Below are 26,800 nucleotides of genomic sequence, written 5' to 3' on the forward strand. Positions count from 1 at the left end.
GGATGGGGTCATGTCGACTTCACGCCTGAGTCCTGCCGACCGGACCCGCTACGCCCGGCAGATCCGACTGTCCGGATTCGGTGAAAGCGCGCAGGCCGCACTGCTCGACTCGCATGTTCTCGTCATCGGTGCCGGGGGACTCGGCGCCCCGATACTCAGCTACCTCGCGGCCGTCGGCATCGGCACGATCACCGTGATCGATCCCGATGTCGTCGAGCTGAGCAATCTGCATCGCCAGGTCATCCACACCGAGGCGGCCATCGGCACTCGTAAGATCGATTCCGCCCGGCAGCGGATGAACGGGATCAATTCGTCGATCGAGGTCCGGACGATTCCGCAGCTGCTCACTCCGGACAACGCTCTCGAACTCTTCGAAGGCGTCGACATCGTCGTCGACGGCAGCGACAACTTCGCCACCCGCTACCTTGCCAACGATGCCTGTGAGATTCTCGGAATCCCACTCGTGTGGGGGACGATCCTCGGTTTCGACGGTCAGGTCGCCGTCTTCGATGCCGAACGCGGCGCCACACTGCGCGACCTCTACCCCGAGGTTCCGGCTCCGGGCAGTGTGCCCGACTGTTCGGTCGCCGGAGTCCTCGGGCCCCTGTGCGGAAGCATCGGATCCGCGATGGCGATGGAGGCCATCAAGGTGCTCACCGGAATCGGCACACCGCTCGTCAACAGCGTGGCCATCCACAGCAGCCTCGACACCAGTTGGGAGACGGTCCCGGTGCGACCGATTCCGGGCAGGCCTCCGGTGACAGACCTCGGGCAGCACCGCGGCGACTACGCCCAGCACACGTTCGACTCACTCAAGACCGACGACACCGCAGAGAGAACAGCCGGCCCGACCACAGGGGAAAGCCTCCTGGGGCCGGCCACCGTGACCTGGGCGGACGTCGAGGCCGACTCCATCCTCGTCGACATCCGCGATGACGATGAGGTCGCCTCGGGGATGGTCCCCAGTGCCATTCACATTCCGATGGACGAGCTGCTCGCCGATCCCAGCCGCTTGCCGACTCCCGACACAGCGGACACCCCCGCCTCCTCTGATGCCGCCCCAGCACGGCCGCACGGCATCGCCCTCTACTGCCGGTCGGGAGTGCGCTCGGCGAAGACCGCTGCGCAGCTGCGCTCTCACGGCATCGCGGTGACCTCGGTCAACGGCGGATATCTCGCCTATCTGTCACAGCCGACTCCAGAGCAGAGCTGACGAGGCTTCAACCGATCTCGCTGTTCAAGGTCCTACCCGCCGGCGAACGGCGGGAGGACATCGACGGTGTCACCGTCGGACAGTTTCACGGACCGATCGGTGGCGGCCACGGAATTGACGAGGAAGCTCGAGCGCGACAGCACGGTCGCGGCTTGGGGGTCGGCCGCCTCGGCGAGGGACGTGACGAGCTCATCGACGGACCCGGCACGGATCTGTGATTCGCGGGCGCCGAAGGCCTCCCGGGCTGCGGCGAAGAACCGAACGGTGATGGTGGGCACTTATCCTCCGATGGCGCTCATGGGTCGTTGTGGCTGCTCGAACGAATCCGTGTCCATCCCATGACCGGCGAGCTTCTTCCAGTGCGCACCCTTCCATAGGTTCGCAATCGATTCGTCGGAAGCACCATCGCGCATCGCCGTGAGCAGATCAACCTCGGTGCGGGAGAACAGGCAGGTGCGCACACGTCCCTCCGCGGTCAGGCGGGTGCGAGTGCAGTCTGCGCAGAAGGGACGCGTGACCGAAGCGATGATGCCGACAGTGCCGAGGATCGAATCGGGACGGCGTCGATCGGCGACGAGGAACTTCTCGGCCGGGGCCCCGTTCCGCGGGGCCGAATCCGGGGTGAGCACGAATCGGGGTTCGAGGAGGGCGAAGATGTCGGCTGCGGTGATCATCGACGTCCGCTCCCAGGAATGTCCGGCATCCAGGGGCATCTGTTCGATGAACCGCAGGCTCAGATCCTGCTCGAGACACCACTGCAGAAGATCAGGAGCCTGTGCATCGTTGACCCCCGGCAGCAGCACAGCGTTGATCTTCACAGGGTTGAGACCGGCGGCTTTCGCCCCGTCGATGCCCTCGAGCACACGTTTGAGGAACGGGCGCCGGGTCATGGTCGCGAAGGTCTCCGGATCGATCGTGTCGAGAGAGACGTTGATGCGATCCAGTCCCGCCGCTTTCAGCCCCGCGGCGCGTTTGTCCAGGCCGATCGCGTTCGTCGTCAGTGCGATGTTCGGTCGCGGCTCCAGTGCTGCGACGCCGGCGATGATCTCGTTGATGTCCTTGCGGGTGAGAGGTTCGCCTCCGGTGAAGCGGACCTGGTCGACGCCGAACTTCTCCACGGCGATGCGGACGAAGCGGACGATCTCGTCACCGGACATTGCGGAGTCGCGAGACATGAACTCGACGCCCTCTTCCGGCATGCAGTAGGTGCAGCGCAGATTGCAGAAGTCGGTGAGGGAGATGCGGAGGTCGCGAGCGCGGCGATCGAAGGTGTCGAGCAGCGAGTCCTCATTGTGAGCGGTGAACTCCTCGCCCGGGTCCACCGTCGGAGTTCTCAGCACCGGCATGGGCAGGCCGATCTTCTCCATTGCGTCATCCTCCTTGAACAGCGTGTCGATATCATCGTCCCATGACTACTGCGAAGATGCATCGTGAGCGCATATCCGAGATCATTACGCCGCTGACCGGTCCGGTGAGCCTGCCGCTGAGTTCACTGCTGGAAGCGCCGAGGCGACTGACCGCCGATGTGGAATCGCCGATCGATGTGCCCGGCTTCGACAACTCGAGCATGGACGGCTACGCCCTGGCCGCGGCCACCGTGGAGGAGATGCGGCAACGCCCGATTCTCGTATGCGGTCGCGTCGCAGCGGGGTCCCGTGGTGAGACAGTCCAGCCGGGCACCGCGGTGGAGATCATGACCGGGGCACCGCTGCCGCAGGGAACCGATATGGTCGTCAAGATCGAAGACACCTCGCCGGGACGCTTCGGTGCCGAATCCATCACCCTATCCATCACCCTCGACGCTCATGCGGAACCGTGCCCGGGAGCATTCGTCCGCCCCCGCGGCTCCGACGTGAGCGCCGGTCAGACCGTGTTGAGCGCGGGCACCATGCTGACGCCCGCTCACCTCGGCGTGGCCGCCGCGTGTGGAGTGAACGAACTGCCCGTGCTCGGCCTGCCGCGTGTCCTCGTCGTGAGCACGGGTGATGAGATCGCCGCCGAGGCGGCCGCCGGGATCAACGACGCGAATTCCGTGACGCTCAGCTCCGGGCTGCGCCGCCTCGGTGTCGACACCGAGGTCGCGTTCGTCCCCGACGACCCGCAGCAGCTGCTCGACCGAGTCCGCGACAGCGACGCTCAGCTGGTCATCTCGACCGGCGGCATCTCGAAGGGAGCGCACGAAGTCGTCAAACTCGCTGCCGATCTCGATGCGGGCTCTTCGATGACCTTCGAACCGATCGCCATGCAGCCGGGGGGACCGCAGGGCTGCGGACGTCTGGCCGACCACGCGTGGGTGGCACTTCCCGGCAACCCGGTGAGCACACTCATCAGCTTCGAGCTCTTCATCCGCCCCGCCCTGCTCGGGCTGGCCGATCATGAAGCACCCCGGGAAGTCGCCCACCACCGACTGGCCCACGGATTCGACGAAGCCCCTCCAGCCGGAAAGCTGCAGGTCCGCCGTGCCAGACTGACTGAGGCAGGCCTCGAGTTCGTCGGTGACTCCCGATCCCACCTGCTGCAAAGCTATGCCGAAGCCAGCCATCTCGTCTTCATCTCACCCGAGGAGGCGGGCACAGGCGATCCGTTCTCAGCTGTGGAAGATAGGCTGATGACGTGGAAGATCGCATGAAACTCAGCCACGTCGACGCATCGGGGACAGCCCAGATGGTCGATGTCGGCGACAAGGACGTCACGAAGCGCCGGGCCGTCGCCTCCGGCCTCATCACCACTCGGTCCGAGGTCATCGACCTCATCGCCGAGGCGGGCCTGCCCAAGGGTGATGCCCTGCCCGTGGCCCGCATCGCGGCCGTGATGGGCGCCAAGCGCACCAGCGACCTCATCCCGCTGTGCCATCCGTTGCCGCTGACGGGAATCGATGTGGAGTTCGAACTCCGCGAGGATGCACTGGCCATCACCGCCGCGGTCAAGACCGTGTCGAAGACCGGCGTCGAAATGGAAGCGCTGACGGCTGTGACCACGGCGGCGCTGACGATCTTCGACATGATCAAAGCCGTCGACAGTCGAGCCGTGATCGGCGACATCAAGGTCATCGAGAAGACCGGAGGAAAGAGCGGCGATTGGACACGAGAGTCATGAGCACCGGAACCGTCGTGACCACAGGAGTCGTCGAGACCCCGATTTCGACCCAGGAGCTCGAACCCGAGGTCCTCACCGACGCCTGTGGTGCCGCCGTCAGCTTCTCCGGTGTCATCCGCGACCACGATGAAGGCCGTGGAGTGAGCCGACTGCACTATGAATACCACCCCCTGGCCTCAACACAGATCGCCGAGGTGGCGGCAGACGTCGCTGCCCGTCATCCCGCGGTCAGGCTCTCCGTCGTCCACCGCGTCGGTGACCTCGAGATCGGCGACGTAGCCCTGGCCGCGGTCGTCGCCTCCGCTCACCGGCAGGATTCCTTCCGCGCCTGCTCCGAGCTCATCGACGAGGTCAAGGCCCGGGTCGCGATCTGGAAACACCAGCACTTCAGCGATGGCACGGACGAATGGGTAGGAGCCCTCGAATGACACGACTGCGTATCAGCGATGCGGCACGTTTCCTCGGAGTCAGCGATGACACGGTTCGCCGGTGGGTCGCCGATGGTCGCCTCTCCCAACACAAAGACGCGTCGAACCGGGCGGTCGTCGAAGGCAGTGAGCTCGCCGCTCTCGCCCAATCATCGCCCGGGGCTCTGCCCGATCCCAGCGGCGTCGTGAGCTCCTCGCGCAACCGCTTCGCCGGACTCGTCACAGACGTCAACATCGACGGAGTGATGGCCCAGGTCAGCATGCAGTGCGGTCCCTTCCGCGTGGTATCGCTGATGTCGGCCGAAGCCTGTCGCGAACTCGAGCTCGAACCGGGAAGCCTCGCGACCGCCTCGGTGAAGGCGACGATGGTGTCGATCGACACCGTCCCGGGTTCGTGAGGGGCAGCCGACTCTTCCGTGCTGCACGAACTATCCGAGTCTCATAATCGGAACTGAAGTCGACAAGGAACCGCATCTGCGGGTTCAATGGGGGGTATGAAGAAAACCCTGCTGGGGCTCTGCACCGTCGCAGCCCTGACCCTGACCGCCTGCTCCTCCGGACCCGACACGGGGGCCGAAGCGGACCAACCGGAAGAGATCACCGTCTTCGCCGCCGCTTCGCTCACCGAAGTCTTCGAAGACATCGCCGATGAGTTCACGGCCGCCGACCCGAACGCACCCGAGGTGAAGTTCTCCTTCGCCGGATCGTCCGACCTGGTCTCCCAGATCTCCGAAGGCGCCCCCGCCGACGTCATCGCCACCGCTGATGAGAAGACCATGGACACGCTGGAGAACGACGACCTGCTCGCCGGCGAGCCTGAGATGTTCGCTTCGAACACGCTCACCCTGGCCGTGGCCGACGGCAATCCGAAGGCGATCAAGAGCTCCAAGGACTTCTCTGGCAATGACCTCGTCGTCTGCGCGCCTCAGGTGCCTTGCGGAGCCGCGACGGAGAAGTGGGCCGAGACCAATGACGTCGAACTCGATCCGGTCAGCGAAGAGAACTCGGTCACCGATGTCCTCGGCAAGGTGGGCGCCGGACAGGCCGATGCGGGAATCGTCTACGTCACTGATATCGCCCGTGGCGACGGCAAGGTCGAACAGGTCGATCTCGACGGCGCAGACAAGGTCATCAACAAGTACCCGGCCGCCACCGTCAAGGCCAGCGAGAACCAGGACCAAGCCGATGCCTTCGTGAAGTTCCTCGGCTCCGACACAGCCCAGAAGCTGCTGCGCGACGCCGGTTTCGCCGCAGGCTGACAATGCCCGCGCCCTCCCCGAACCGACCGGCGGCGTCCCCGCCCAGCCGAGAGAGGCGGCTCAGATCGGATCCGCTCATCCCGGGCTGGCTGTGGCTGCCCGCCGTCATCGGCATCGTCTTCCTGCTCCTGCCGATCATCGGCATGCTCACCCGAGTCGACCCGCAGGGTCTGCTTGCCGTGATCACGGCCGAGGAATCGCGGCTGGCGATGAAGCTGTCCCTGCTGACCTCGGTGACCTCGGCTCTCATCAGCGTCCTCATCGGCTTTCCCCTCGGGTACCTGCTCGCCACCCGAACGTTCCCCGGCCAACGCATCGTCCGCACCCTCATCCTGCTGCCCCTCGTGCTGCCACCGGTGGTCAGCGGACTCGCACTGCTCTACACCTGGGGCCGGTCGGCCATCCTCGGCGGCGGACTCGAGGCGGCGGGCCTCAGCCTCGCCTACACCACCTCGGCGGTGATCATGGCGCAGGTCTTCGTGTCCCTGCCGTTCATGGTCATGTCCGTCGAGACCGCCACCGCGGGACTCGGCCGCCGCTATGAGCTCACCGCCGCCGAGCTCGGCGCGAAACCCAATCGCGTCTTCTTCACCGTCACCCTGCCGCTGCTCCGACACGGGATCATCACGGGTGCCGTGCTGTGCTTCGCTCGCTCGCTCGGCGAGTTCGGGGCGACGCTGACCTTCGCCGGGTCGCTGTCCGGCGTCACCAGGACGATGCCGCTGCAGATCTATCTCGTGCGCGAATCCGACCCGCAGGCAGCCATCGGCCTCTCGCTCCTGCTCATCGCCATCGCCGTGCTCATCATCATCCTCGCCTACCGGTCCCCGCACGCTCCCCGCCTGAAGTCCCCGCGCAGTTCTCCGACCCCCACTCCCGCCGACACGGTCCCGGCTGCCGCCCCCGTCGAGGCGGACCCGCGCTCCCCGACGGATGTATCCGAACGTGGGGGAGCGGACAGCACAGACGCGCAATCCGCGGACCCCGGGCAGGGCATCAGTGCCGAAATCCGACTCAGCGCCCGTGGAATCGCACTGGATCTCAGTGCCTCGCGGCCGGGAACCACCGCGATCATCGGTCGCAACGGGGCCGGAAAATCCACCCTGTTCCAGGTCCTCACCGGAGCCCTCGTGCCCGACTCCGGACGACTCCGCATCGGGGAGGACACGGTGTTCGATATCGCCGCGGGCCTGTGGCCACCCGTCCACGATCGCGGCATCGTCCATCTCGCGCAGAACCCGCTCCTGTTCCCGCACCTCAACGTCATCGAGAACGTCAGCTTCGGTCTGCGGGCTTTGGGCGCGTCTCGCGGCGCCGCAAATGAACGCGCGCAGGCGATGCTCGACCGCCTCGGCGTGGGGCAGTGCGCGAACCGCAGACCGGACGCCGTCTCCGGCGGGCAGGCCGCCCGCATCGCCCTGGCTCGTGCTCTCGTCGTCGAGCCGAAGCTGCTGCTGCTCGACGAGCCTCTCGCTGCCCTCGACGTGGATGTGGCAGTCGAGACCCGGCAAGTGCTGGTCCGTCTGCTGAAGGGTCGCAGCGCACTGCTCGTCACTCATGACGTCGACGATGTCACCGCCTTGGCCGACTCACTGGTTCTGGTCGAGAACGGAAGCGTCGCCCACTCGGCTCCCATCGGGCAGGTCGACCCCGAATCCGCAGGTGAGGCCGCTGAATTCCTCCTCAGCTTTTGCATGCGGGACCGTGACGGAATAGTGTGCAATCAGTCACAGTGAAAATTGGCATGCAAGGGAGCACACCGCAGTGTCCGAATTGTCTTACTCGTCGGGAACATCGACGGAACCGCTGCTCGGGATCACCATCGCCGAGCACATCAAACGCACCGCAGCCGAGAATCCCGAAGCGCTGGCCTTGGTCGATCGGCATTCGAACCGGAGGTGGACGTACTCCGACTTCGATCGTGATACCGACGCACTGGCCATCGGTCTTCTCGAACGTGGGGTGAAGAAGGGCGACCGCGTCGGCATCTGGGCGCAGAACGTCGGCGAATGGGCGCTCGTCCAGTACGCCACGGCGAAGATCGGGGCGATCCTCGTCAACGTCAACCCCGCCTACCGCAGCCACGAACTCGAGTTCGTCGTCGAGCAGTCCGGAATGAGCCTGATGATCTCGCAGATCGTCGCACCTCCGCACTCGGACTTCCATGCCATCGCCACCGAGGTGGCGGCCAAGATCCCCGGCCTCGACCTCGTCTTCCTCGACACTGTCACCGAGGACCTCATCGGCGGTGTCACGGTGGGCGAGCGCGAATCCTTCGCCCACCTCATCGAGCAGGGTCGCGAGATGCTCGACGACGAAGGGGCGAAATACGCGGTGCGGCTGCAGCAGCTCATCGACGACCTCTCGGCCGATGATCCGATCAACATCCAATACACGTCCGGAACGACAGGCTTCCCCAAGGGCGTGACGCTCAGCCACCACAACATCCTCAACAACGGCTTCTTCATCGGCGAGATGCTCTCGTACACCCCCGCCGACACCGTGGTCGTTCCCGTGCCGTACTACCACTGCTTCGGCATGGTCATCGGCAACCTGGCCGCACTCAGCCATGGCGCAGCGATCGTGCTTCCGGCTCCCGCCTTCGACCCGGTGGCGACGATGCGGGCGGTCACCGAAGAGCAGGCCACCTCGCTCTACGGTGTACCGACGATGTTCATCGCGGAACTCGAGCATCCGCAGTTCGCGGAATTCGACTTCTCCTCGCTGCGCACCGGCGTCATGGCCGGTTCGCCCTGCCCGGTCAATACGATGCGTCGAGTCATCGACGATATGAACATGTCCGAAGTCGCCATCTGCTACGGCATGACGGAGACCGCGCCGGTGTCGATGATGACGCGAGTGGATGACTCACTGGAGAAGCGCACCGAGACGGTCGGCCGAGTCATGCCCCACCTGGAGATCAAGATCGTCGACCCCGTCACCGGACAGACCGTTCCGCGCGGCCAGAAGGGCGAGTTCTGCACTCGCGGATACGCTGTCATGCTCGGCTACTGGAATCAGCCGGACAAGACGGCCGAAACCATCGATGCGGCTCGCTGGATCCACACCGGCGACCTGGCCATCATGGACGACGATGGGTACGTCGACATCTCCGGACGGATCAAGGACATGGTCATCCGCGGAGGCGAGAACATCTATCCGCGCGAGGTCGAGGAATTCCTCTACCATCATCCCGCGATCCGCGACGTCCAGGTCGTCGGCGTCTCCGATGAGAAGTACGGCGAAGAGCTTATGGCGTGGGTGATCCTCAAGGACGGATTCGACTCGCTCACCGCCGACGAGGTCCGTGAGTTCTGCTCCGGCAAACTCGCTCATTTCAAGATCCCTCGCTATGTCGAAGTCCGTGAGTCGTTTCCGATGACCGTGTCGGGCAAGATCCGCAAGATCGAGCTGCGCAGAGAAGGCGAGAAGCTCGCTCACACGGCCGACGCCTGAGGGCTGCGATCGCGTCCCGGCAGGAACTGCAGTCGGGGGAGTGCTCGAGGTCACAAGTCGGTTGCAGTTCTGTCTGCCCCGGGCGTGCCGTTCTTCTGCGCGCCCATATTCACTAGGATCACAACATATGAGAGCTGAATCACCACCACTGGTGTCCTTGAGTAAAGTCGAGAAGCACTACGGCGACTTCCACGCATTGAAGAACGTCAATCTCGATATCGCCGAACGCGAAGTCGTCGTCGTCATCGGACCCTCCGGCTCGGGCAAGTCGACCCTGTGCCGGACGATCAATCGGCTGGAGACCATCACCTCCGGCAGCATCACGATCGATGGCCGGGAACTGCCCGCCGAAGGCGCGGCCCTGGCTCAGCTGCGCTCCGACGTCGGCATGGTGTTCCAGGCCTTCAACCTCTTCGCCCACAAGACGATCCTCGAGAACGTCACTCTGGGACCGATCAAGGTGCGCAAGATCCTGAAGGCCGAGGCGGACAAGCAGGCGATGGCGCTGCTCGAACGCGTCGGCGTCGCCCACCAGGCCGACAAGTATCCGGCTCAGCTCTCCGGTGGTCAGCAGCAGCGTGTTGCGATCGCCCGGTCTCTGGCGATGAAGCCGAAGGTGATGCTCTTCGATGAGCCCACCTCGGCGTTGGACCCGGAGATGATCAACGAAGTCCTCGACGTCATGGTCGGACTCGCCGAGGAGGGAATGACCATGGTCGTGGTCACACACGAGATGGGCTTCGCCCGCAAAGCCGCCCATCGCGTGGTGTTCATGGCCGACGGGGAGATCGTCGAAGTCGCCGAACCCGAGGAGTTCTTCACGAACCCCCAGAGCGCCCGAGCCAAAGACTTCCTGTCGAAGATCCTCACCAACTGACACCACCGCTTTCAATCAGCACCACCTCACTCACAAGGAGAGACCATGAAGAAGCTCAGACTGGCGGTCGCCTCGGTGGCCATCGGAATGCTGGCACTCAGCGGCTGCGGCCAGGGCGGAACCCCGGACGCACCTGCCGACGGCGACGGAGCCAAGGCAGAGGCTCCCGAATACACTGTCAACGAGAGCGCGGACATCGCCGACTCGAAGACGTGGAAGGCGGCGAAGGACGCCGGCGAGATCACCATCGGCGTGAAGTACGATCAGCCGGGTCTCGGAAACGTCTCGGCCGGATCGAAGACGCCCGAGGGCTTCGATATCGAGATCGCGAAGATGGTCGCCGCACAGCTCGGTTTCAAGCCCGACCAGATCAAGTACACGGAGACCGTTTCGGCCAACCGTGAGCCGTTCCTGCAGCAGGGCAACGTCGACATGGTCGTCGCCACCTACACGATCAACGACGAGCGCAAGAAGGTCGTCGACTTCGCCGGGCCGTACTACGTCGCCGGTCAGGATCTGCTCGTCGCCGAGGACTCCGATATCGCCGGTCCTGAGGACCTCGACGGCAAGAAGGTCTGCTCCGTCGACGGTTCGACTCCGGCGCAGAACATCAAGGACAAGTACAAGAAGGCCGAACTCGTCACCTATGATGCCTACTCGAAGTGCGTCACCGACCTGCAGTCGGGATCCGTCGACGCGGTGACCACCGATGACGCGATCCTGCGCGGCTATGCCAAGCAGTACGAAGGCGAATTCAAAGTCGTCGGCAAGCCCTTCACCGAAGAGCCCTACGGCGTCGGACTGCCCAAGGACGACAAAGCCCTGCGGGACGCGGTCAACGATGCTCTGGAGAAGGGCATGGACGACGGCGATTGGAAGAAGGCATTCGAATACACACTCGGATCCACCGATGGTGTCGACATGCCCAAGGTCGACCGCTACTGACCCAGTCCACAGATTGACATGATGCGAGGGCACCGTGCGGTGCCCTCGCATCGATTAAGGAATCTGCCATGGATTTCCTGGAGCTTCTCCAGATGTTCCTCTCCGGCGCGTGGGGAACGATCAGACTCTTCACCGTCGCCCTGATCGGATCGATGATCCTCGGTACGGTACTCGCCGCCATGCGTGTCTCACCGACCCCGGTGCTGCGCATCGCCGCATCGACGTACATCAACGTCGTCCGGAACACTCCGCTGACGCTCGTGATGTTCTTCTGTGCATTCGGACTGCCGTTCCTCGACATCCGATTCGGGTCGACGAGTTCTTTCAACTCCTTCGTCTACGCCACGATCGCTCTCATCGCCTACACCGCGTGCTTCGTTGCGGAGACGCTGAAGTCGGGAATCTCGACGATTCCCGTCGGACAGGCCGAAGCCGCCCGCGCAGTAGGCCTGAGTTTCGGACAGACCTTGAGCGAAGTGGTTCTGCCTCAGGCCTTCCGAACGGTCATCCCGCCCCTGGGCAGTGTGATCATCGCGATGCTCAAGAACACCTCGATCGCTTCGGCGTTCAACAACCGAGAGCTGATCTCCGCGATGCGCAATGCCATCGAAATCCGCGGTGACCTCGTCATCCCGATTCTGTTCGGCACCGCATTGGCCTATCTGATCCTGGCTCTGCTGCTCGGCCGTGTCTTCGACTACCTGGAGAAGAAGCTGGTGATTCTGCGATGAGCGCACCCACTCAAGTGCTGTTCGACGAACCGGGGCCGAAGTCCCGCCGGAACAACATCATCCTCTCGATCGTGTCGCTGATCGTGCTGTTGGCTCTCGTGGCGTTTGTGATCTGGAAATTCGCCGACGCCGGTCAGCTCGAACCCGAGAAGTGGTACCCCTTCACCTTCGCGCAGATTCAGACCGTCCTTCTCCAAGGCATGCTCGCGACCCTCAAAGTCGCGGTCGTGGCATCGGTCCTTGCCTTGGTGGTCGGAGTGGTCTTCGCCCTCCTGCGGCTCTCACACAAGAAAGTCATCTCGGTTCCCGGAACGATCGTCCTCGAATTCTTCCGCGGCGTGCCCGTGCTGCTGCTCATCTTCGCGATGTTCCTCCTCTTCGGCAACGAGATCGGTGCCTTCTGGTCGGTCGTCTTCGGCCTGACTCTCTACAACGGAATGGTGCTGGCCGAGATCATCCGCGCAGGCATTCTCGCCGTCCCCACCGGGCAGCGTGAAGCGGCCATGGCGATCGGGCTGCGCTCGGGGCAGGTGATGAGCCTGGTGCTCATGCCGCAGGCGCTGCGAGCGATGATGCCGACGATCATCGCCCAGATCGTCGTGCTCCTGAAGGATTCGGCCCTGGGCTTCATCGTCACGTATCAAGACCTGCTCTACCAGGTGAACCTCATCGGTCGTGAGTACAACAACCTGCTGCCGACGTTCATCGTCGGTGCGGCACTGTTCATCATCATCAACATGATCGTCGCCGGGTTCGCCCGCTGGCTCGAGTCCCGACTCCAGCGCAAGACCACCGCCGACACCGAGGCCGACGGCCTGACCTCGAAGATCGTCGACTGACTCTGCAGTCGCGAACAGGGCCCGGTCGGCAGCGACCAGGCCCTCGTTCGACCATGTATCGTTCACATAGGAGTCGGCCATGAAGGAGTGCATCAATGCCACAGCCTCAACTCAGCCCCACACCGGTTCGAGTAGTGAAGAACATCGACCGCGAACGGTACGAGCTGTTCACCGATGAGACACCGGGAGAGTTCATCGGGTTCCTCGCCTACCAGGTCATCGATGACCACACCCTGGAACTCCAGCACACGATCATCTCCGAAGGCTTCTCCCGACGAGGCTTCGCCCGTACCCTCGTCACTCGGGTGCTCGACCTCATTCGGGCCGACGAGTCGACCCTCGTGCCGACCTGTTCGTACGTGCAGGACTACCTCGAGCGGTTCCCGCAGTACGGCGATCTCGTGGCCCATCAGTGACGGAGAGACCTCGAGGCGGCGGGGCCGGCCGTTTCGCTCCGAGCCCGAGCGGTGACCTCCACATCGGCAATATCCGCTCCGGGCTGCTCAGCTATGTGCGTGCCCGGCAGACGGGCCGGCGATTCCTGTGGCGGATCGAAGACCTCGATCGGGTGAAGGTCGGCGCGGCCGCCTCACAGCTTCAGGTCTTCGCCGATCTCGGCGTCGTCCCGGACGAGGCGCCGCTGGTCCAATCCGAACGCACTGCCGAATACGCCGCTGCGCTTGCGAGGCTGGAGGCGGACGGACTCGTCTACGAATGCTATTGCTCACGCAAAGACATCGCTCAGGCCCCCAGTGCACCGCACGCACCACCCGGAGCCTACCCGGGGACCTGTCGCCGCCTCGGGGAAGAGGAGCGCGAGTCCGCCCGGCTGAGGCTCGAAGCGAACGACCGGCGGCCGGCGCTGCGTCTGCGCGCGGACAATCGAGTTCACAGCATCGACGATGTGCTGCTCGGCCGGGTGGAGGCGGTCGTCGACGATCTCGTGCTGCGGCGAGGTGACGGTGTCTTCGCCTACAATCTCACCGTCGTCGTCGATGATGCAGCGACCGGAATCGACGAGATCCTGCGCGGGGACGATCTCGCTTCTTCGGCACCCAGGCAGGCGTATCTGGCTCGGCTGCTTGGTCTGGCCGAACCGGGCTGGGTGCATGTTCCGCTGGTGCTCAACGAGTGCGGTCAGCGGTTGGCCAAACGTGATGGAGCGGTGACTTATCAGCAGCTGTGCGGCCTCGGATGGACCAACGAGGACCTCTTCGCCTGGATGCAGCAGTCGCTGGGATTCGCCGGAGACGGTGGCCCGTGGAGATCCGTCGACGATATGGTCAGCGGCATCGATTTCGCCCGGATGTCCACGACGCCGACGGTCTTCATCCCGCCTGCGGGTTCCTAGGGCCGAATCCGCTCATGCCGGCGCCTCGTCAGGCCGCTTCTTCATCAGGCTGCTGACGAGTCGACGGCGTCTCGGATGACTCCGTCGTAGATCGCTTCGAACGTGTCGAGAGTGTATTCGATATCGTGTTTGGCCACGACGTCGAGCGACGCCTTCGACATGGCATCGAGTTCATCATCGGGCATTCGGCAGATACGGGTGAACCGGTCAGCCAGCGCATCTGTGTCGCGCGGCGGGAACAGGTACCCGTTGACTTCGTCGCGGACGAGGTGCGGCAGAGCCACCGCATCGGCGAGGACCACGGGTTTGCGCGACGCCAGCGCCTCCAGCGTAGCGATGGACTGCAGCTCAGCGGTCGAGGGCATGCAGAAGAAGGTGCAGCGCTGGTAGGCCTCCATGAGCGCCTCGTCACTGATCTTCCCGAGCACATGCACACGATCGGCGATGCCGAGTTCGACAGCCAGCTGCTTCAGCGGCTCCTCCTGGTCACCACCGCCGACGATATCGGCTTCGAGCCCCAGCGCTGGATCGGTCTTCGCCATGGCCTCGACGATGTCGGCGGCGTGCTTCTCCGAGGAGAGTCGGCCGACGAAGAGAACACGCGGGGGAACGGCCCGCGACGCGGCGCAGTCGAGTTCGCGCAGATGAGCGAAGCGTTCCAGGTCGATCCCGCAGGACACCGCCCTGATGGGCGAGGAGAACCCGTTCTCGGTGAGCAGATCGGCGGCCAGCTGCGTCGGAACCGTGATGAAATCGGCGGACTGGAACTTCCGGCGCAGATCCCACCAGGCGATGGCGGTGCCGCCGTCGAGAACGGCCTTCGGAGCCTTGAGATAGGGGCGGACGTTGTCGGGCATGAAGTGGTTCGTGGCCACGACAGGGATTCCGCGCCTGATCGATTCGGAGAAGGCATAGCGGCCGATGACGAAATGCGCCTGAGTATGCACGACATCGGGGCGGACGCTGTCGAGGAGTCGCGAGAGCTCGGGCTTCGTCTCCCACGGCATGCAGATCATCCACGTCGGGTGCAGAGGCCATCTGTGAGCGGTGAGGCGGTGGACGGTGACCCCGTTATCGACACTGACCGAGGGTTTGCCCGTGGCCGAGGGGCAGGCCACGTGGACATCATTCCCGCGAGCGGCGAGACCTTCGGCCAAGCGCTCGGCGAACTTCGCGGCACCATTGACTTCGGGGGCGTACGTCTCCGCCGGGATGAGGATGCGGCGTTTCGGGGTGGGACGGTGCGCAGACAGGATTCAGCTCTCCTCGGTGTCGGTCATGGTGTCGGAACGGCGGGCGTTCCTGCGCTGAGCTTCTCGATCTCTGACATCGGGATGATACCGCGACAATACAACGACGGCTGCGCAGGCGACCAATCCGGTGAGAGAGATGAGGATGATGAGCCAGACGGGGGAGTGAGCCGCCTCGCCGAGGACGACGGTGCCGAGGATCACGGCACCGATCGGGTCGATGACGGTCAGGCCGGCGATGACCATCTCCGGGGGGCCCGCGGCATAGGAATTCTGGACGAACAGGGACCCCAGGGCAACTGCCGCCAGCAGCGCCGCGACGTTGATCCAGGTGACCTGGTCGAGTCCGGCCTGGAGGAACTGGACGCTGACCAGGTGAGCGTTCGTCGCCACACAGGCGAACAGCAGGCCGGCGGCGATGATGAGCACGAGCTGAGGGGCGTGGCGGAAGACCACCACGATCACCAGGCCGACCGCCACGGCAACGGCAGTGATCCAGAACAGCGGCATCGCATCGGCTCCGAGGTGGACCTCCGATTGTGCCGTCGTCGCCGATAGCGCGACGAAGAGCGTCACCCCGGCGGTACACCAGACGACTGACTGGACGAGTCGCCTGTTGACCTTGAGCCCACGGTGGCGGACGCCGAGCAGCACCGAGACGATGAGTGAGAACGCTCCGATCGGCTGCACGACCATCACCGGAGCCAGCGCCAGGGCCACGAAATTGCCCGCCGTTCCCACTCCGAGGATGATCAGTCCGAGCAGCCACCGACGATTGCGCAGCAGTTCGGTGAAATGGGCCCAGCTCAGGCCGTTGTGGGAGTCATCCTGCCCGGCGACCGCATCGTGCTGATACAAGGCGCCATAGGCCAGTGCCACGGCCGCGATGACGGCGAGGGCGATTGCCACTATGGTCACGATGAGTCTTCCGGTATCGACGGTGTGGATGTGGGGAGCGGATCGCTTCGAGTCTATCGCGCGAGGCGGCGGCGAAGATGGCCGCAGACTGTGTTTGTCCTGACTGTAAGGCAACCCTGCGGCGACAGGTGGGGAAACCCTCAGCGCCGTGGCCGAAGCACCCTCAACGCTGTGAGCTAAAGCACTCGTCACGGTTTTGTTCGCCGGCCCGGGGGTTTGCTAAGCTGGAACACACGTCCGCAGGAAACTGCGGCATTCCTCCGTAGCTCAGTTGGCAGAGCATTCGACTGTTAATCGAAGGGTCGCTGGTTCGAGCCCAGCCGGGGGAGCAGCCAAGGCCCCGTCCGTTAGGACGGGGCCTTCGTCGTTGCCCGACACCGCGCTCGGGGTCGTCGACGTGGCTGGGGAATAGGCTCTGCACACGGCGGGTTCATCTGGCATGAAGTCTTTCGGATTCCTCAGTTTCGGTCACTACGACCTTGGCGGCGACCTCGACGCCGGGCGGATGCTGCGCGATGCGGTGGAGATCTCCGTCGGTGCCGACGTGCTCGGCGTCAACGGCGCCTACTTCCGAGTCCACCATTTCGCGACCCAGGCGGCCTCTCCCATTCCGCTGCTGGCGACGATCGCCGCGAAGACCAGCAACATCGAGGTCGGCACCGGGGTCATCGACATGAGATATGAGAACCCGCTCTACCTCGCCGAGGAGGCCGCCGCCCTTGATCTGCTTTCCGACCAGCGAGTGGCGTTGGGCATCAGTCGCGGGTCCCCGGAGCCCGCCCTGCGCGGATGGGAGGCCTTCGGCTACGAGGATCTCACCGAGCCGAAGGCCGCGAACATGGCCAGAGAGAAGTTCGATCGGTTCCTCCGGGCCGTCCGCGGCGAGGAACTTGCCCCGGCCGATCCGCAGCAGTTCGGTTCGGGGAAGCGTCTGCGCATCGAACCGCATTCCCCTGGCCTTGAACGCCGCATCTGGTGGGGAGCCGGGTCCGCCTCCACCGCCGAATGGGCTGCACAGCAGGGTGTGAACCTGATGAGTTCGACTCTGCTCACCGAGGCGACAGGCGCCGCATTCGGAGACCTGCAGGCCGAGCAGATCGCCAGGTACCGTCAGGCATGGAGCGCCGCGGGGCACGGATGGACTCCACGAGTGTCCGTCAGCCGCAGCATCTTCCCGATCACCACCGACCTCGACGACCTCTACTTCGGTCGGCGAGGGGCGGGCCAAGGGGATCAGATCGGTATCATCGACGACACACGGTCGACGTTCGGCCGTACCTACGCGGGCGAACCGGACAAGCTGATCGAAGAGCTCAAGGCCGACGCGGCGATCGCGGCAGCTGATACCCTCATGCTCACCATCCCCAGTCAGCTCGGCGTCGACTACAACCTGCATATCCTCGAGTCCTTTGCCCAGCACGTTGCGCCGGCGCTGGGCTGGGCTCCTGCCGGATAATGCTGAGACGCGGGGCCGAACTGAATTGCATGAACGTAGGATGAAACGAGGCAGAGACGACGAATAGCTGAGGGGGCCGCGTGAGCGAGAGCACGAAGATGACGCAGACTCAGAAGCACATCCTCCTCATCGGCCTCGTTCCCCTCTTCATGTCCCTGCTGTCGGTGTCCAGCATCAACGTCGTCCTGCCGTCGATCGCTGCTGATATCGACGCCTCCACTTCGGCGCTGCAATGGGTGCTCACCGGTTATGCGCTGTCATTCGGTGTGGTCCTCGTCGCCGCCGGACGTGCCGGAGACGTCTTCGGACGTGGACAGCTGTTCACCATCGGAGTCGGCCTGTTCGGCCTGTCTTCGCTGGTGGCCGGAATCGCCCCTGATCCGCTGACGCTCAACATCTCCCGAGTGACAATGGGGTTGGGCTCCGGATTCCTCAATCCGCAGGTTGTGGGCCTGCTGCAGCAGTACTTCCAGGGGCCGCCGCGCGGTCGTGCATTCGGGTTGATGGGCACCACCGTCGGTTTGTCGGTGGCCATCGGCCCTGTGCTCGGCGGAGCCCTCATCGCACTCTTCGGCAGCGACCTCGGCTGGAGAGCGACCTTCCTGGTCAATGTGCCCTTCGCCATTGCCTCCCTCATCCTCGCCCGGGCCTGGCTGCCTGCCGGCGCATGGCGACCCGCCGTCGACCAGGATGCGAAGAACTCCGATGGCGGCAAGGATCTCGACCCCGTGGGGGTCATCCTCCTTGGCGTCGGCGTCCTCCTCATTCTTCTGCCCTTCGTCGAATCATCGCTGGGCTGGTTCGTCTGGCTGTCCCTGCCGATCGGCATCGGCATGATCTGGGTGTGGGCCCGGTGGGAGCGTCGATACGCGCGTCTGGGCCGTCCCCCGATGGTCGATCTCGATCTCTTCCGCATCCGCAGCTTCAGCAACGGGTCGATCATCATCGCTCTCTACTTCCTCGGCGTCACCAGCGTCTGGGTCCTCGTCGCCATGTACATGCAGCAGGGACTGGGACATACAGCCCTGGCCGCGGGAATGATCGGTCTGCCGGCCGCGCTGTGCTCGGCGGTCTCAGCCGATGTGTCCGGACGGTTCGTCTTCCAGATCGGCCGCCGCCTCGTTGTCTGGGGGATCGCGCTGTGCCTCGTCGGTCTGGTGGCCACGATCGCCGTCGTCGCGCTGCTGTCCCAGGGCATCGGCAGCGAGTGGTGGATGCTGCTGACTCTGGCGTTTATCGGCACCGCGCAGGGCATGGTCATCAGCCCCAATCAGACTCTCACCCTGCAGGAGGTCCCCCTGAGGTACGCCGGGTCCTCGGGAGGAGTGCTCCAGACCGGGCAGCGCATCGGCACTTCGATGGGGCTGGCGATCATGACCGCGCTGGCGTTCTCGATCACCGCGGTGAGCAATTGGCATTGGGGGATGATGGGGGCGTTCGTCGCGATCGCCGTCATCGTCATCCTCGCCGGTATCGTCGGTCTCATCGAGGTTCGCCGAGGCGGCCCCCGCCGGGCTTGAGTGCCGCTCGCAGCGCGCCCGGCCGAGTCAGGCAATCGTCAGCTGTCAGCGCAATAATGTTACGGATTTTAGACAATCCGCTGTGTCCGAATGTGGAAGACTGTGAACGCACATCAGCCCATGGAAGGAAACACAGTGGTCGAGGCCGTACCCGATGACGAGCTGGAGCTCGAGGAACTCGTGCGCTCGGGCGGGATCGAAACCTATTTCGCCCCCGTCGTCGACGCACTGACCTTCCACCGAGTCGGCCACCAGATTCTGCAGGCTCCCACGGGTTCCCCGGAGTTGGGTCGCGCCGAGTCGGAGAACCTGCGCCACGCCATGCGCGCCTCGACGATCACGGGTGATATCGATGCCTCTCTGCGTGACTCTGCGCTGCGCACGGCAGAAGGTGCCGGACTGCCGAAGTCGAACCGCCTGTTCCTCCATGCCGAAGCTGAGTCTTTCGCGACCCTCGAGGACCGCACCGGAGAACCCGACCGCTCGGTCATCCTCCAGCTCGACGCCACTCGGGTCGCCTCGTCCCCGGCCTCCGTGCTGCGCTCGGTGCGCTCCGCACGCGCCATGGGATGGGGAGTCGGCATGTCTTCTGTGGGTGCCGACCTGCGCAGCACCGCTTTCGTCCCGCTGGTCAATCCTTCGGTGGTCGGACTCCACCCGGACGTTCTGCGCATCGACTGCGATTCTCATCTGGCCGAACTCAACCGCCTTCTCCACGCCCACCTCGAGCGCACGGGAGCGGTCATCCTCGCCGACGGCGTCGAGACCGAAGACGATTTGGACCGTGTGCGTGCGCTCGGGGCACGGTTCATGTCTGGGCCCTACTTCGGTGAGGCCACGAAGCAGCCGCAGGCGTTCTCCGAGCCGAGCGAGGATGCCCTCGTCTCTCACTACTCTCGCAATCTGCCTGCGCTGGGCACCCCGTATTCGATCTCTCAGGGACTGCGGCGCGAGCCTCTGGTGATGAACCGCGAACTTCTCGTCGCTCAAATCGCGGCATTGGAAGAACGCGCTCTGGCATCGGGTACCGCAACCATCACCCTCGGCGTGTTCGGGGAGGACGACGAATTCTCCGAGGCGACGCGACTCCGGTACGAGAAGATCCGGGACACCGTGGGGCTCACGGCGATGTTCTCCGGCGGCTTCGACGGACCGCCGATTCCCGGAGTGCGCACCGGACTCGTCGACGCGTCCGATCCCATCCGCAACGAACACGGCGTCGTCGTGGTCGGGCCGGACTGGTCGGGCATGGTTGCCGCGTCGAAACGCAACGACCCGGGCAGCGACGGACAGACCGTCTTCGATGTCTACATCACGACCGACCGATACACATGCGTCGACGCCGCACGCAGCGTTCTCACTCGCGTCGCACCTCTCACCGCAACGGCGAAGCTGCGGACCTGAGCAGCGCGAGTCCGGGTGTCTCGACTCCGCTGAACGCACGTGTGATCCGAATGGGGAAGCGGACTCCGATGGTGCTAATGTTGTCTCGGCTGGCCCCCGTAGCTCAGCTGGTTAGAGCAGGGAACTCATAATTCCTTGGTCGTCGGTTCAAGTCCGACCGGGGGCACCACTGACCAGGAACGATAGGCAAATCTACCTCCCGGCCTGATACTGAAACACACGGTTACGACACGGTTTCGTTCTCGTCGACAAATCGATCGAGCAATGCCACGACTTCGGCAGGACCGCGGTTTTCGTGCTCAATGTAGTGCCTACTCGTAACTCCCACTTCAGAATGCCCGAGCTGCTGTGACGCATCCTTGAGGTCCGATGATCGGTAGACCTGAGTTGCGACGGTCTTCCGGATCGTGTGCGTAGTCACCCACGAGAGATCCACACCCTGGGCCATGGCCCGTACCTGTCGGAACCGGCCGCTGAAGTTGTCCTTGTCCATCCATGAGCCCACTGAAGTCGGGAATATCGCATCGTTCTCCGGCTTGTGGTCAAGGTCGTGCCAATAGCTCCTGAGGCTCGCCACAGTGAATTGGGGCAGGTACAGCACTCGCTCAGAAGACCGCGACTTCGACAGCTCTTGCCGCTTCACGCGCCCGTCTTCCCCGTACACGATGGTGCCCGACACAGTCACAGTGGGATTATCAGAAACCAAGTCGAGGTCGGACCAGCGGAGGGCCAGCAGTTCACCGACCCGCAATCCCGTGCCGAGCATGACATCAATGCACACGCCGATACGCAGTTTCGGCCACGGACGCGTATTCTTCCGCGGTCTTGCCTCCCACTTCGCCGCAGCTGCTCTCAAGGCAGACACTTCGGCCCCGGTCATCGCCCGCGCCTCCTTCGCTGACACTTCGATAGACCGCGTTGCCAGGACTGGATTCACAGCGATGACGTCGAGGCGCACTGCCTCGTTGAATCCCTGACGGAGTACGTTGCGAAGCTGTCTTGCTGTCTGCGGCGTGGACTTCTTGATGCCCTGCAGGACGGCCTCGATTCGTCCCGTCGAGCTGACTCATGGCTACACCATCTCAACTCGTCGCCAAGGCAACATCGAAGGTCGGCACCACTGAGATCGGGTACACCAACAAGGTCGAGTTCAACGACTGGTTCTACGGCGGCCGATCCAAATACGGGTCGTGGGCCGCATGGTGTGCCGCGTTCACATCCTGGGCCTGCGCCCAGATCGGCATGAAAGCCAACATCGACTACCCGCGCACTGCCGGTGTCGCGATCGCCCGCTCCTGGGCGCAGCAGCGTGGCCGGTGGGTGTCCCCGTCGAACATCAAGAAGGGAGACCTCGTCGTCTTCCTGCCCCACTTCTCCCACATCGCCATCGCCCGCGCCGACGCCTCCGGCGGTTCGGTGAAAACCGTCGAGGGCAACACCTCGCCGGGGTCGAGCGGTTCCCAGCGTGACGGCGGTGGCGTGTGGAACCGCACCCGCCCGCTGTCTCTCGTCGGCGGAGGAATCCGCCTCAACTTCACCAGCACCGAAACCACCACCCCCAGTAAGCCCACCGAACCAGAAGGGATTCTCGGCATGAGCGTCACCAACGCAGGCTTCAGAAACAAGGACGTCCCACTCCCGAAGGGGAAGTGGAAGTCCATCCCCATCGGCGACGCCGGCGGCTACTCGCTCGGCATCCTCGCCAACGGCACCAGCTTCATCGCTGACACGGAACTCACGTTCAAGGGCCTCAACCCGGGTGCCGCGGTCATCGGCCGCTTCTACCTCGTTTCCTATAAGAAGGGCACCCCCACCCGCCGGTTGAAGGGTGGCACCTACCCGGCCAAGGAAATCGTCGGAACTGCGGGCACCAGCCTCGGTTCGGTGATGCGGATGGCGAAGTCGTCCCGCACCCCCGACAAGGGGCGCAGCATCCGTCTCCGCTTCGAAGTGTTCGCCGGGACGAAAGGCGTCACCTTCACCAAAGCCTCCCACCGATTCGCAAAGGACTGAACTATGAACCTCAACGAAATCATCCCCGCCGCTTGGCGGAAACCCACCTACGCCGTCTACGCCCTCATCGGTGTTGCACTCGGCGCGATCGCCACCGCCTACGGGCCCGAGCATGTGCCCGCCTGGCACGCCGTGGCCACGAACGTGTTCCTCTACGTCGGTGGCGCGTTCGGACTCACCGCTGCCGCGAACACCATCGTCAACCAGCGAGCCACCGGTGACGAGCCGATCATTGAACCCGATGACGACAACGACATCATCGACCCCGACGAAATCGAACCAGACGAGGAGCTCGACTCCCTCGAGGTGGTGAAGGCCGACGAGCAAGCTGCCCTCGACGCGCAACTCGCAGCCGAGATCGACAAGACACCCCCGGCAGAGGACTACCGGCCTCGGCACTGACCCGGTATTCTTTACCCTCTAGTTCCCCGACTAGATGCGTCCGCTGGACGCTCGGCCCCGGCCTCACCACACAGTGCGGTCGGGGCCATTCGTCGCTGTTTGAGCAGGGTTGATAGCTCTCGCATATGATAAGCCCATGGAAAAGGCACGCGAGATCTCTAAGTCTCGAGCGAGGAAGATCGGCAAGATACTGCGCCGATCTCCTGAGACGATGGAGGAAGTCGATGCCTATATGGATGCAGTCGAGGATCTCGACGCCTACCGGGCGACGTTCCAGAGCCCACTGGTCAGAATCAATAATGGTATTCGTCATTACGCCCGGAAAACGGGCGTCGAAGCCCGAGTGACCCAGCGCTTGAAACGATTGCCGACGATCGTCGACAAGTTGAGTCGCGTCCGTGGTCTTGATCTTTCTCGCATGCAAGACATCGGTGGATGCCGCGCCGTCACCGAGACGATTGACGAGCTCGAGCAGCTACGAAAATCTCTAGAGGCAGCATGGGGATCGGATATCATCCGCAGAACCGATTACATTGCCGAGCCTCGAGAATCGGGGTATCGAGCGGTTCACCTCGTGGTCGAACGCGACGGCAAGCCAGTCGAAATCCAATTACGCTCAGCACTGATGCACTCCTGGGCCGAGTTTATCGAAGGTTTATCCGGTGCACTGGGGGAGAACTACAAACAAGACGGGTCAAGCGTTGTGCAAGATCTAGGTAAATCTCTGTCTGTCCGGTACCGTTGTGAGGAGGAGGGCATACCGGAGCCAGTGAGTTTGCGCGCTACGATCAGCCATCAACTCGCAGACGTTAACTCTGCACTCAAGGCCCACCGCACAAGGAGGGACACCTAAATGCCTAACGAAGCAAGCTCAATTAACCACTTCTTGCTCGTGTTCGATCACTCAAAGGATCGGCTAATTGAGGTAGAAGACTATGGCCACGACTCAGAACTAGCGATGGCCGAGTATGCGGCACGAGAAAAGAAGTTCAGGGACTCACACGCCATCGACATCGTGCTCGTCGGATCGGACTCTATTGAGACAGTCAAGGTCACTCACGGCACTTACTTCAACGAAAAGAAGGACGAGCGAACGGCAGAGGACTTCCTTCGCGCTGTGCTCTGACTGAATTACCCTGGCCCCACCGCTACGGCGGTGGGGCCATTTGTCGTCTGCTCGGAAGATTTCATTGAAGCGTGAAGTCGAGCACCTGCTTCTCGCCGAGGTGGTTCTCCCAGGTCACGTGCAATCCACCCGTCGTCACGTGCAATCCACCCGTCTTTCGCTGAAAGGGTGGAGCTAGTTCGAACTGGACATGTTGGCCCGGTATCAGCTCGGGTACGTTGATGTCATTGCGCACGTCGCCGGCGATCGTGACGTGATACGCCGCGGTGCTGCCGTTTCGGAGAGTGCATAGTTCGCTGCTGTTCTGAATCAGTTCCATGACTCGCTCCTGCGATGGATGGGCCATAAAGATTACCGAGCGCTACTGGGGTGCCGTTGGTATTTTCATGTGCTTTTGCTGCGGGCAGCCCGTCGACGACTGGTGCGATTGATCTCCTCTATGGACGCGACGGAACGACCGAGAATGGCTGCCCTTTCCGCGACCGTTAGGTCTGTTCGGGTCACAGCGAAGTCGATGTCGTCTCGCGCCCACGGCCGCCACAGGATCGCAGCTCTCGCATCTTCTCGTGTCCCGACCCGCACGCCCCACTCGCGCAGCCACCTACTCGCGGTAGATGTGTTAACCCGACCGCGGCGGCAATGTCAGCAATTCTCTGCCCGGCCTCTCGGTGCAGTGTAATCTCGTCGCGCAGGCGTGCCTTGTCCTCGGCTACCGCATGCCGCTTGGTTGGAGAGATGGGGCTGATGCCTCGCCGGTACCGGTCATAGCAGCGTTTGCACAATCCACGCGCTATTGCGTCCCGGTCACACCACACTGCGGCACAGGTGCTCATGCTGGGCTCATCGTTGAGGGCATGGCAATAGGGTAGCGGAAGCAATGTAGGCCCCCACCGTGGTTACGGCGGGGGCCTACGTTGTTTCATGGTGGGATCGCCGTGGTTTGACGGGCCCGAGTGGGGACTACTTTTCGCCTAGCACTCTCTTGACGAAGCTGGTGGCACGCTCGTTCAGTTTGTCGACGCGCATTGACACATGGGCTTCGAAGTCATTGTGACCTTCGACTGCGCGTGGAGGATTCCTGACGATCTCGGAGCACTCGAAATTGCCGTGTATGAGCGTCCCGAGCGAATTGCCGTTTCGTCCCGAAGGCCCGGCCTTCTTCGCTGTGAACATCCGTACGCCGGTGGTCTCGTGCAAGTCCTCGCACCAACTGCACATCGCTTGGGACTTCGCCATGGGCACTGCCCTGAGCATCAGTCCGCGTGGGACGTCGTCTACGGGGACGACTATATAGGCCCGTTGAGGAATTTTCGCATCAGCCCAACCAAAGTAGTCGAGCTCGGCCCACTCGATCTCAGCGAGATTGGGTGGCAGTGTGATCTTTTCCACTTCGCGGCGAGAGGTGTTGATAAAGGACTTCTTAATCTGGGTGGCATTGAGTTGCTGCATGACTGGCTTTCTCTGATTTCAGCAGTTGCCTGAAGGTGAATAGCCGTGAAGCCGGTGCAGTTTAGCCTTCGCGCATTCTTGCGGGCAGCTCTTTGGGGGTGCTGGCGGGCTTTGTTCGCACCAAGCATGACCGGTGAACGCGAGTGGCTAACTGAGAATGTTTAGCGTGGCAATCAGCTACGGCAACAGGGAATGGGTAGAAGCTAGGTCGACTGTGTTTAGGCACAAGTCACCTATCACGCGACCGGCTGTGAATGCGGAGTTCGGGTGATTCTAGGGCAGCAGGACTAGAAGCAGGCCACGAGGGCCACCATTCCTTTCTTCCTGAGATTTCAGGTGGTTCGGCGATAGTTTCCGAGTTTGACTATATCCAAGTCCGCGTCACTGGTTCAACATGGTTCTGTTGCGTACTGCTGGCGTCGATGCTTTCGGTGGGAAGTCGGTGCTAGCTCGGGTCGCGTGCGCTCGTGTCCGGTTCGGCCTTTGGCTGTGGGTGGAGTATGGCGGATGCAGAATAGAACACAAGATCGAATATGAGGACTATGTCACAGCCACCTGGCGGTACTGGCAGAAGATCCGCAACGACGCCGGCGCCCGCGGTTCCTTCCAGAGCCGTCCGCCCGTGCCGGTGCGTGCTCATGTCATGTTCGAGCGCGACGGTGAAGTATGGCTCGATGGCACCGCGACGCGACTCGGTTTCGATGGTGCGATATTCGTTGAGATCAAAGATCGACGAGTCCAGGCGATCGGGGCGTGGTTGCCGCCGGATGATGTGTGGTGGGAGGGGAAGCCTGTCAGTTCTCAGCTGCGTTCTGCTCCATATACTTGAGCGCGATCGGGCATGTCACGTTCACCTTTAGCCACCGGCCGCGAGCATCTTCCAGAGCTCGTTTCATAATCTCCTGGCAGTGAGCGTCCTTGTCGGTGTCCTCGATCGCCTCGCAGTAGACGAACATGACTTCGTTGTCTTCGTCGTCGATCTTGTAATGCAGCGATGCAACGAGTTTCCCGGGCAGGTACAGGTCGAATTTCGACTGTTCCTGGTTGTTGAGCATGGTGTACACGAG

30 protein-coding genes and 2 tRNA genes are annotated in these 26,800 nt (G+C 63.3%); 24 read left to right on the forward strand and 8 right to left on the reverse strand.

Going from position 1 to position 26,800, the window contains the following annotated elements; translation table 11 throughout:
• Positions 1-10 precede the first annotated feature (10 nt).
• Positions 11-1,213, forward strand: coding sequence for a ThiF family adenylyltransferase (locus ACVZTU_RS08680; protein ID WP_139907980.1), 1,203 nt, complete (start codon positions 11-13; stop codon positions 1,211-1,213).
• 32 nt (positions 1,214-1,245) lie between these two features.
• On the opposite strand, the gene ACVZTU_RS08685 is transcribed toward ACVZTU_RS08680, so the two are convergent.
• Positions 1,246-1,491 (reverse strand): MoaD/ThiS family protein, encoded by a 246-nt coding sequence (locus tag ACVZTU_RS08685; RefSeq protein WP_139467091.1) that lies wholly within the window; start codon positions 1,489-1,491, stop codon positions 1,246-1,248.
• Positions 1,492-2,580 (reverse strand): GTP 3',8-cyclase MoaA, encoded by a 1,089-nt coding sequence (moaA, locus tag ACVZTU_RS08690; protein WP_139907981.1) that lies wholly within the window; start codon positions 2,578-2,580, stop codon positions 1,492-1,494.
• Positions 2,581-2,621: 41 nt separating this feature from the next.
• Between moaA and ACVZTU_RS08695 the strand changes: the two genes are divergently transcribed.
• The 13 genes from ACVZTU_RS08695 (at position 2,622) to gluQRS (ending at position 14,195) form a co-directional block, all read left to right on the forward strand.
• The gene (locus tag ACVZTU_RS08695; RefSeq protein WP_482401723.1) at positions 2,622-3,842 is read left to right on the forward strand and encodes a molybdopterin molybdotransferase MoeA; all 1,221 of its coding nucleotides are present in this window, start codon (positions 2,622-2,624) and stop codon (positions 3,840-3,842) included.
• On the forward strand, positions 3,839-4,309 hold the full coding sequence (gene moaC, locus ACVZTU_RS08700) for a cyclic pyranopterin monophosphate synthase MoaC (RefSeq protein WP_482401747.1): 471 nt from the start codon (positions 3,839-3,841) through the stop codon (positions 4,307-4,309). The genes ACVZTU_RS08695 and moaC overlap by 4 nt, the downstream gene beginning before the upstream one ends.
• Positions 4,306-4,737, forward strand: a complete 432-nt coding sequence (locus ACVZTU_RS08705; protein ID WP_139467095.1) for a molybdenum cofactor biosynthesis protein MoaE — start codon at positions 4,306-4,308, stop codon at positions 4,735-4,737. Before moaC ends, ACVZTU_RS08705 begins: the two co-directional genes overlap by 4 nt.
• A complete protein-coding gene (locus tag ACVZTU_RS08710; RefSeq protein ID WP_259356743.1) occupies positions 4,734-5,135 on the forward strand; it encodes a TOBE domain-containing protein in 402 nt (133 codons plus the stop codon). Before ACVZTU_RS08705 ends, ACVZTU_RS08710 begins: the two co-directional genes overlap by 4 nt.
• 96 nt (positions 5,136-5,231) lie before the next feature.
• The gene (modA, locus tag ACVZTU_RS08715) at positions 5,232-5,996 is read left to right on the forward strand and encodes a molybdate ABC transporter substrate-binding protein (protein ID WP_420097574.1); all 765 of its coding nucleotides are present in this window, start codon (positions 5,232-5,234) and stop codon (positions 5,994-5,996) included.
• Positions 5,997-5,998: 2 nt separating this feature from the next.
• The gene (locus ACVZTU_RS08720; protein WP_482401724.1) at positions 5,999-7,732 is read left to right on the forward strand and encodes an ABC transporter permease; all 1,734 of its coding nucleotides are present in this window, start codon (positions 5,999-6,001) and stop codon (positions 7,730-7,732) included.
• Positions 7,733-7,760: 28 nt separating this feature from the next.
• The gene (locus ACVZTU_RS08725) at positions 7,761-9,452 is read left to right on the forward strand and encodes an AMP-binding protein (RefSeq protein ID WP_139467104.1); all 1,692 of its coding nucleotides are present in this window, start codon (positions 7,761-7,763) and stop codon (positions 9,450-9,452) included.
• Between the two features lie 127 nt (positions 9,453-9,579).
• Positions 9,580-10,329, forward strand: coding sequence for an amino acid ABC transporter ATP-binding protein (locus ACVZTU_RS08730; RefSeq protein ID WP_482401725.1), 750 nt, complete (start codon positions 9,580-9,582; stop codon positions 10,327-10,329).
• A 45-nt stretch (positions 10,330-10,374) separates the two neighbouring features.
• Complete coding sequence (locus ACVZTU_RS08735) at positions 10,375-11,274, forward strand: glutamate ABC transporter substrate-binding protein (RefSeq protein ID WP_139467106.1); 900 nt, start codon at positions 10,375-10,377, stop codon at positions 11,272-11,274.
• 68 nt (positions 11,275-11,342) lie between these two features.
• Complete coding sequence (locus ACVZTU_RS08740; RefSeq protein WP_092014068.1) at positions 11,343-12,005, forward strand: amino acid ABC transporter permease; 663 nt, start codon at positions 11,343-11,345, stop codon at positions 12,003-12,005.
• Positions 12,002-12,844: an amino acid ABC transporter permease gene (locus tag ACVZTU_RS08745; RefSeq protein ID WP_139907983.1), complete on the forward strand. Its 843-nt coding sequence runs from the start codon at positions 12,002-12,004 to the stop codon at positions 12,842-12,844. Before ACVZTU_RS08740 ends, ACVZTU_RS08745 begins: the two co-directional genes overlap by 4 nt.
• A gap of 95 nt (positions 12,845-12,939) precedes the next feature.
• Positions 12,940-13,260, forward strand: coding sequence for a GNAT family N-acetyltransferase (locus tag ACVZTU_RS08750; protein ID WP_139467109.1), 321 nt, complete (start codon positions 12,940-12,942; stop codon positions 13,258-13,260).
• Positions 13,257-14,195 (forward strand): tRNA glutamyl-Q(34) synthetase GluQRS, encoded by a 939-nt coding sequence (gluQRS, locus tag ACVZTU_RS08755; RefSeq protein ID WP_181270479.1) that lies wholly within the window; start codon positions 13,257-13,259, stop codon positions 14,193-14,195. The genes ACVZTU_RS08750 and gluQRS overlap by 4 nt, the downstream gene beginning before the upstream one ends.
• Before the next feature lie 44 nt (positions 14,196-14,239).
• On the opposite strand, the gene ACVZTU_RS08760 is transcribed toward gluQRS, so the two are convergent.
• Positions 14,240-15,451 (reverse strand): glycosyltransferase, encoded by a 1,212-nt coding sequence (locus tag ACVZTU_RS08760; RefSeq protein ID WP_482401748.1) that lies wholly within the window; start codon positions 15,449-15,451, stop codon positions 14,240-14,242.
• Positions 15,452-16,363, reverse strand: a complete 912-nt coding sequence (locus tag ACVZTU_RS08765) for a DMT family transporter (RefSeq protein ID WP_259356748.1) — start codon at positions 16,361-16,363, stop codon at positions 15,452-15,454.
• A gap of 256 nt (positions 16,364-16,619) precedes the next feature.
• Here ACVZTU_RS08765 and ACVZTU_RS08770 point away from each other — a divergent pair.
• From ACVZTU_RS08770 to ACVZTU_RS08790, 5 genes are all read left to right on the forward strand, one after another.
• A tRNA-Asn gene (locus ACVZTU_RS08770) sits at positions 16,620-16,692 on the forward strand.
• 110 nt (positions 16,693-16,802) lie between these two features.
• Positions 16,803-17,819, forward strand: coding sequence for an LLM class flavin-dependent oxidoreductase (locus ACVZTU_RS08775; protein ID WP_376905215.1), 1,017 nt, complete (start codon positions 16,803-16,805; stop codon positions 17,817-17,819).
• A 98-nt stretch (positions 17,820-17,917) separates the two neighbouring features.
• A complete protein-coding gene (locus ACVZTU_RS08780) occupies positions 17,918-19,339 on the forward strand; it encodes an MFS transporter (RefSeq protein ID WP_376905398.1) in 1,422 nt (473 codons plus the stop codon).
• A gap of 120 nt (positions 19,340-19,459) precedes the next feature.
• Positions 19,460-20,743 carry an EAL domain-containing protein gene (locus tag ACVZTU_RS08785; protein ID WP_139467118.1) on the forward strand — a complete coding sequence of 428 codons (1,284 nt, stop codon included), beginning with the start codon at positions 19,460-19,462 and terminating at the stop codon, positions 20,741-20,743.
• A 92-nt stretch (positions 20,744-20,835) separates the two neighbouring features.
• Positions 20,836-20,912: transfer RNA gene (locus ACVZTU_RS08790), tRNA-Ile, on the forward strand.
• Between the two features lie 54 nt (positions 20,913-20,966).
• Here ACVZTU_RS08790 and ACVZTU_RS08795 read toward each other — a convergent pair.
• Positions 20,967-21,701, reverse strand: a complete 735-nt coding sequence (locus ACVZTU_RS08795) for a tyrosine-type recombinase/integrase (RefSeq protein ID WP_139467120.1) — start codon at positions 21,699-21,701, stop codon at positions 20,967-20,969.
• 110 nt (positions 21,702-21,811) lie between these two features.
• Between ACVZTU_RS08795 and ACVZTU_RS08800 the strand changes: the two genes are divergently transcribed.
• From ACVZTU_RS08800 to ACVZTU_RS08815, 4 genes are all read left to right on the forward strand, one after another.
• Entirely contained in the window at positions 21,812-22,756 is a 945-nt protein-coding gene (locus ACVZTU_RS08800; protein ID WP_482401726.1) for a CHAP domain-containing protein, read from the forward strand.
• Positions 22,757-22,759: 3 nt separating this feature from the next.
• Positions 22,760-23,158, forward strand: coding sequence for a hypothetical protein (locus tag ACVZTU_RS08805; protein ID WP_139467123.1), 399 nt, complete (start codon positions 22,760-22,762; stop codon positions 23,156-23,158).
• A gap of 136 nt (positions 23,159-23,294) precedes the next feature.
• The gene (locus ACVZTU_RS08810) at positions 23,295-24,011 is read left to right on the forward strand and encodes a RelA/SpoT domain-containing protein (RefSeq protein WP_139467125.1); all 717 of its coding nucleotides are present in this window, start codon (positions 23,295-23,297) and stop codon (positions 24,009-24,011) included.
• Positions 24,012-24,284: a hypothetical protein gene (locus ACVZTU_RS08815; protein ID WP_139467126.1), complete on the forward strand. Its 273-nt coding sequence runs from the start codon at positions 24,012-24,014 to the stop codon at positions 24,282-24,284.
• Positions 24,285-24,345: 61 nt separating this feature from the next.
• Here ACVZTU_RS08815 and ACVZTU_RS08820 read toward each other — a convergent pair whose 3' ends face one another.
• Both ACVZTU_RS08820 and ACVZTU_RS08825 read right to left on the reverse strand, forming a co-directional pair.
• Positions 24,346-24,603 carry a hypothetical protein gene (locus tag ACVZTU_RS08820; protein WP_139467128.1) on the reverse strand — a complete coding sequence of 86 codons (258 nt, stop codon included), beginning with the start codon at positions 24,601-24,603 and terminating at the stop codon, positions 24,346-24,348.
• A gap of 641 nt (positions 24,604-25,244) precedes the next feature.
• Positions 25,245-25,733 (reverse strand): FBP domain-containing protein, encoded by a 489-nt coding sequence (locus tag ACVZTU_RS08825; RefSeq protein WP_139907991.1) that lies wholly within the window; start codon positions 25,731-25,733, stop codon positions 25,245-25,247.
• 394 nt (positions 25,734-26,127) lie between these two features.
• Between ACVZTU_RS08825 and ACVZTU_RS08830 the strand changes: the two genes are divergently transcribed.
• Positions 26,128-26,562, forward strand: coding sequence for a hypothetical protein (locus ACVZTU_RS08830; RefSeq protein WP_139467132.1), 435 nt, complete (start codon positions 26,128-26,130; stop codon positions 26,560-26,562).
• Here the strand turns inward: ACVZTU_RS08830 and ACVZTU_RS08835 are convergent.
• The gene (locus tag ACVZTU_RS08835; protein WP_139467134.1) at positions 26,528-26,797 is read right to left on the reverse strand and encodes an N-acetyltransferase; all 270 of its coding nucleotides are present in this window, start codon (positions 26,795-26,797) and stop codon (positions 26,528-26,530) included. The genes ACVZTU_RS08830 and ACVZTU_RS08835 overlap by 35 nt on opposite strands.
• Between the last annotated feature and the right edge of the window lie 3 nt (positions 26,798-26,800).

The organism is Brevibacterium sp. OS20, assembly GCF_056837565.1.

Coding starts and splice junctions, on each gene's coding strand:
- ACVZTU_RS08680 (WP_139907980.1), top strand. CDS start 11: ATGTCGACTTCACGCCTGAGTCCTGCCGACCGGACCCGCTACGCCCGG.
- moaA (WP_139907981.1), bottom strand. CDS start 2,580: ATGGAGAAGATCGGCCTGCCCATGCCGGTGCTGAGAACTCCGACGGTG.
- ACVZTU_RS08695 (WP_482401723.1), top strand. CDS start 2,622: ATGACTACTGCGAAGATGCATCGTGAGCGCATATCCGAGATCATTACG.
- moaC (WP_482401747.1), top strand. CDS start 3,839: ATGAAACTCAGCCACGTCGACGCATCGGGGACAGCCCAGATGGTCGAT.
- ACVZTU_RS08705 (WP_139467095.1), top strand. CDS start 4,306: ATGAGCACCGGAACCGTCGTGACCACAGGAGTCGTCGAGACCCCGATT.
- ACVZTU_RS08710 (WP_259356743.1), top strand. CDS start 4,734: ATGACACGACTGCGTATCAGCGATGCGGCACGTTTCCTCGGAGTCAGC.
- modA (WP_420097574.1), top strand. CDS start 5,232: ATGAAGAAAACCCTGCTGGGGCTCTGCACCGTCGCAGCCCTGACCCTG.
- ACVZTU_RS08720 (WP_482401724.1), top strand. CDS start 5,999: ATGCCCGCGCCCTCCCCGAACCGACCGGCGGCGTCCCCGCCCAGCCGA.
- ACVZTU_RS08730 (WP_482401725.1), top strand. CDS start 9,580: ATGAGAGCTGAATCACCACCACTGGTGTCCTTGAGTAAAGTCGAGAAG.
- ACVZTU_RS08735 (WP_139467106.1), top strand. CDS start 10,375: ATGAAGAAGCTCAGACTGGCGGTCGCCTCGGTGGCCATCGGAATGCTG.
- ACVZTU_RS08740 (WP_092014068.1), top strand. CDS start 11,343: ATGGATTTCCTGGAGCTTCTCCAGATGTTCCTCTCCGGCGCGTGGGGA.
- ACVZTU_RS08745 (WP_139907983.1), top strand. CDS start 12,002: ATGAGCGCACCCACTCAAGTGCTGTTCGACGAACCGGGGCCGAAGTCC.
- ACVZTU_RS08750 (WP_139467109.1), top strand. CDS start 12,940: ATGCCACAGCCTCAACTCAGCCCCACACCGGTTCGAGTAGTGAAGAAC.
- ACVZTU_RS08775 (WP_376905215.1), top strand. CDS start 16,803: ATGAAGTCTTTCGGATTCCTCAGTTTCGGTCACTACGACCTTGGCGGC.
- ACVZTU_RS08780 (WP_376905398.1), top strand. CDS start 17,918: ATGACGCAGACTCAGAAGCACATCCTCCTCATCGGCCTCGTTCCCCTC.
- ACVZTU_RS08785 (WP_139467118.1), top strand. CDS start 19,460: ATGGAAGGAAACACAGTGGTCGAGGCCGTACCCGATGACGAGCTGGAG.
- ACVZTU_RS08800 (WP_482401726.1), top strand. CDS start 21,812: ATGGCTACACCATCTCAACTCGTCGCCAAGGCAACATCGAAGGTCGGC.
- ACVZTU_RS08805 (WP_139467123.1), top strand. CDS start 22,760: ATGAACCTCAACGAAATCATCCCCGCCGCTTGGCGGAAACCCACCTAC.
- ACVZTU_RS08810 (WP_139467125.1), top strand. CDS start 23,295: ATGGAAAAGGCACGCGAGATCTCTAAGTCTCGAGCGAGGAAGATCGGC.
- ACVZTU_RS08815 (WP_139467126.1), top strand. CDS start 24,012: ATGCCTAACGAAGCAAGCTCAATTAACCACTTCTTGCTCGTGTTCGAT.
- ACVZTU_RS08820 (WP_139467128.1), bottom strand. CDS start 24,603: ATGGAACTGATTCAGAACAGCAGCGAACTATGCACTCTCCGAAACGGC.
- ACVZTU_RS08825 (WP_139907991.1), bottom strand. CDS start 25,733: ATGCAGCAACTCAATGCCACCCAGATTAAGAAGTCCTTTATCAACACC.
- ACVZTU_RS08830 (WP_139467132.1), top strand. CDS start 26,128: ATGGTTCTGTTGCGTACTGCTGGCGTCGATGCTTTCGGTGGGAAGTCG.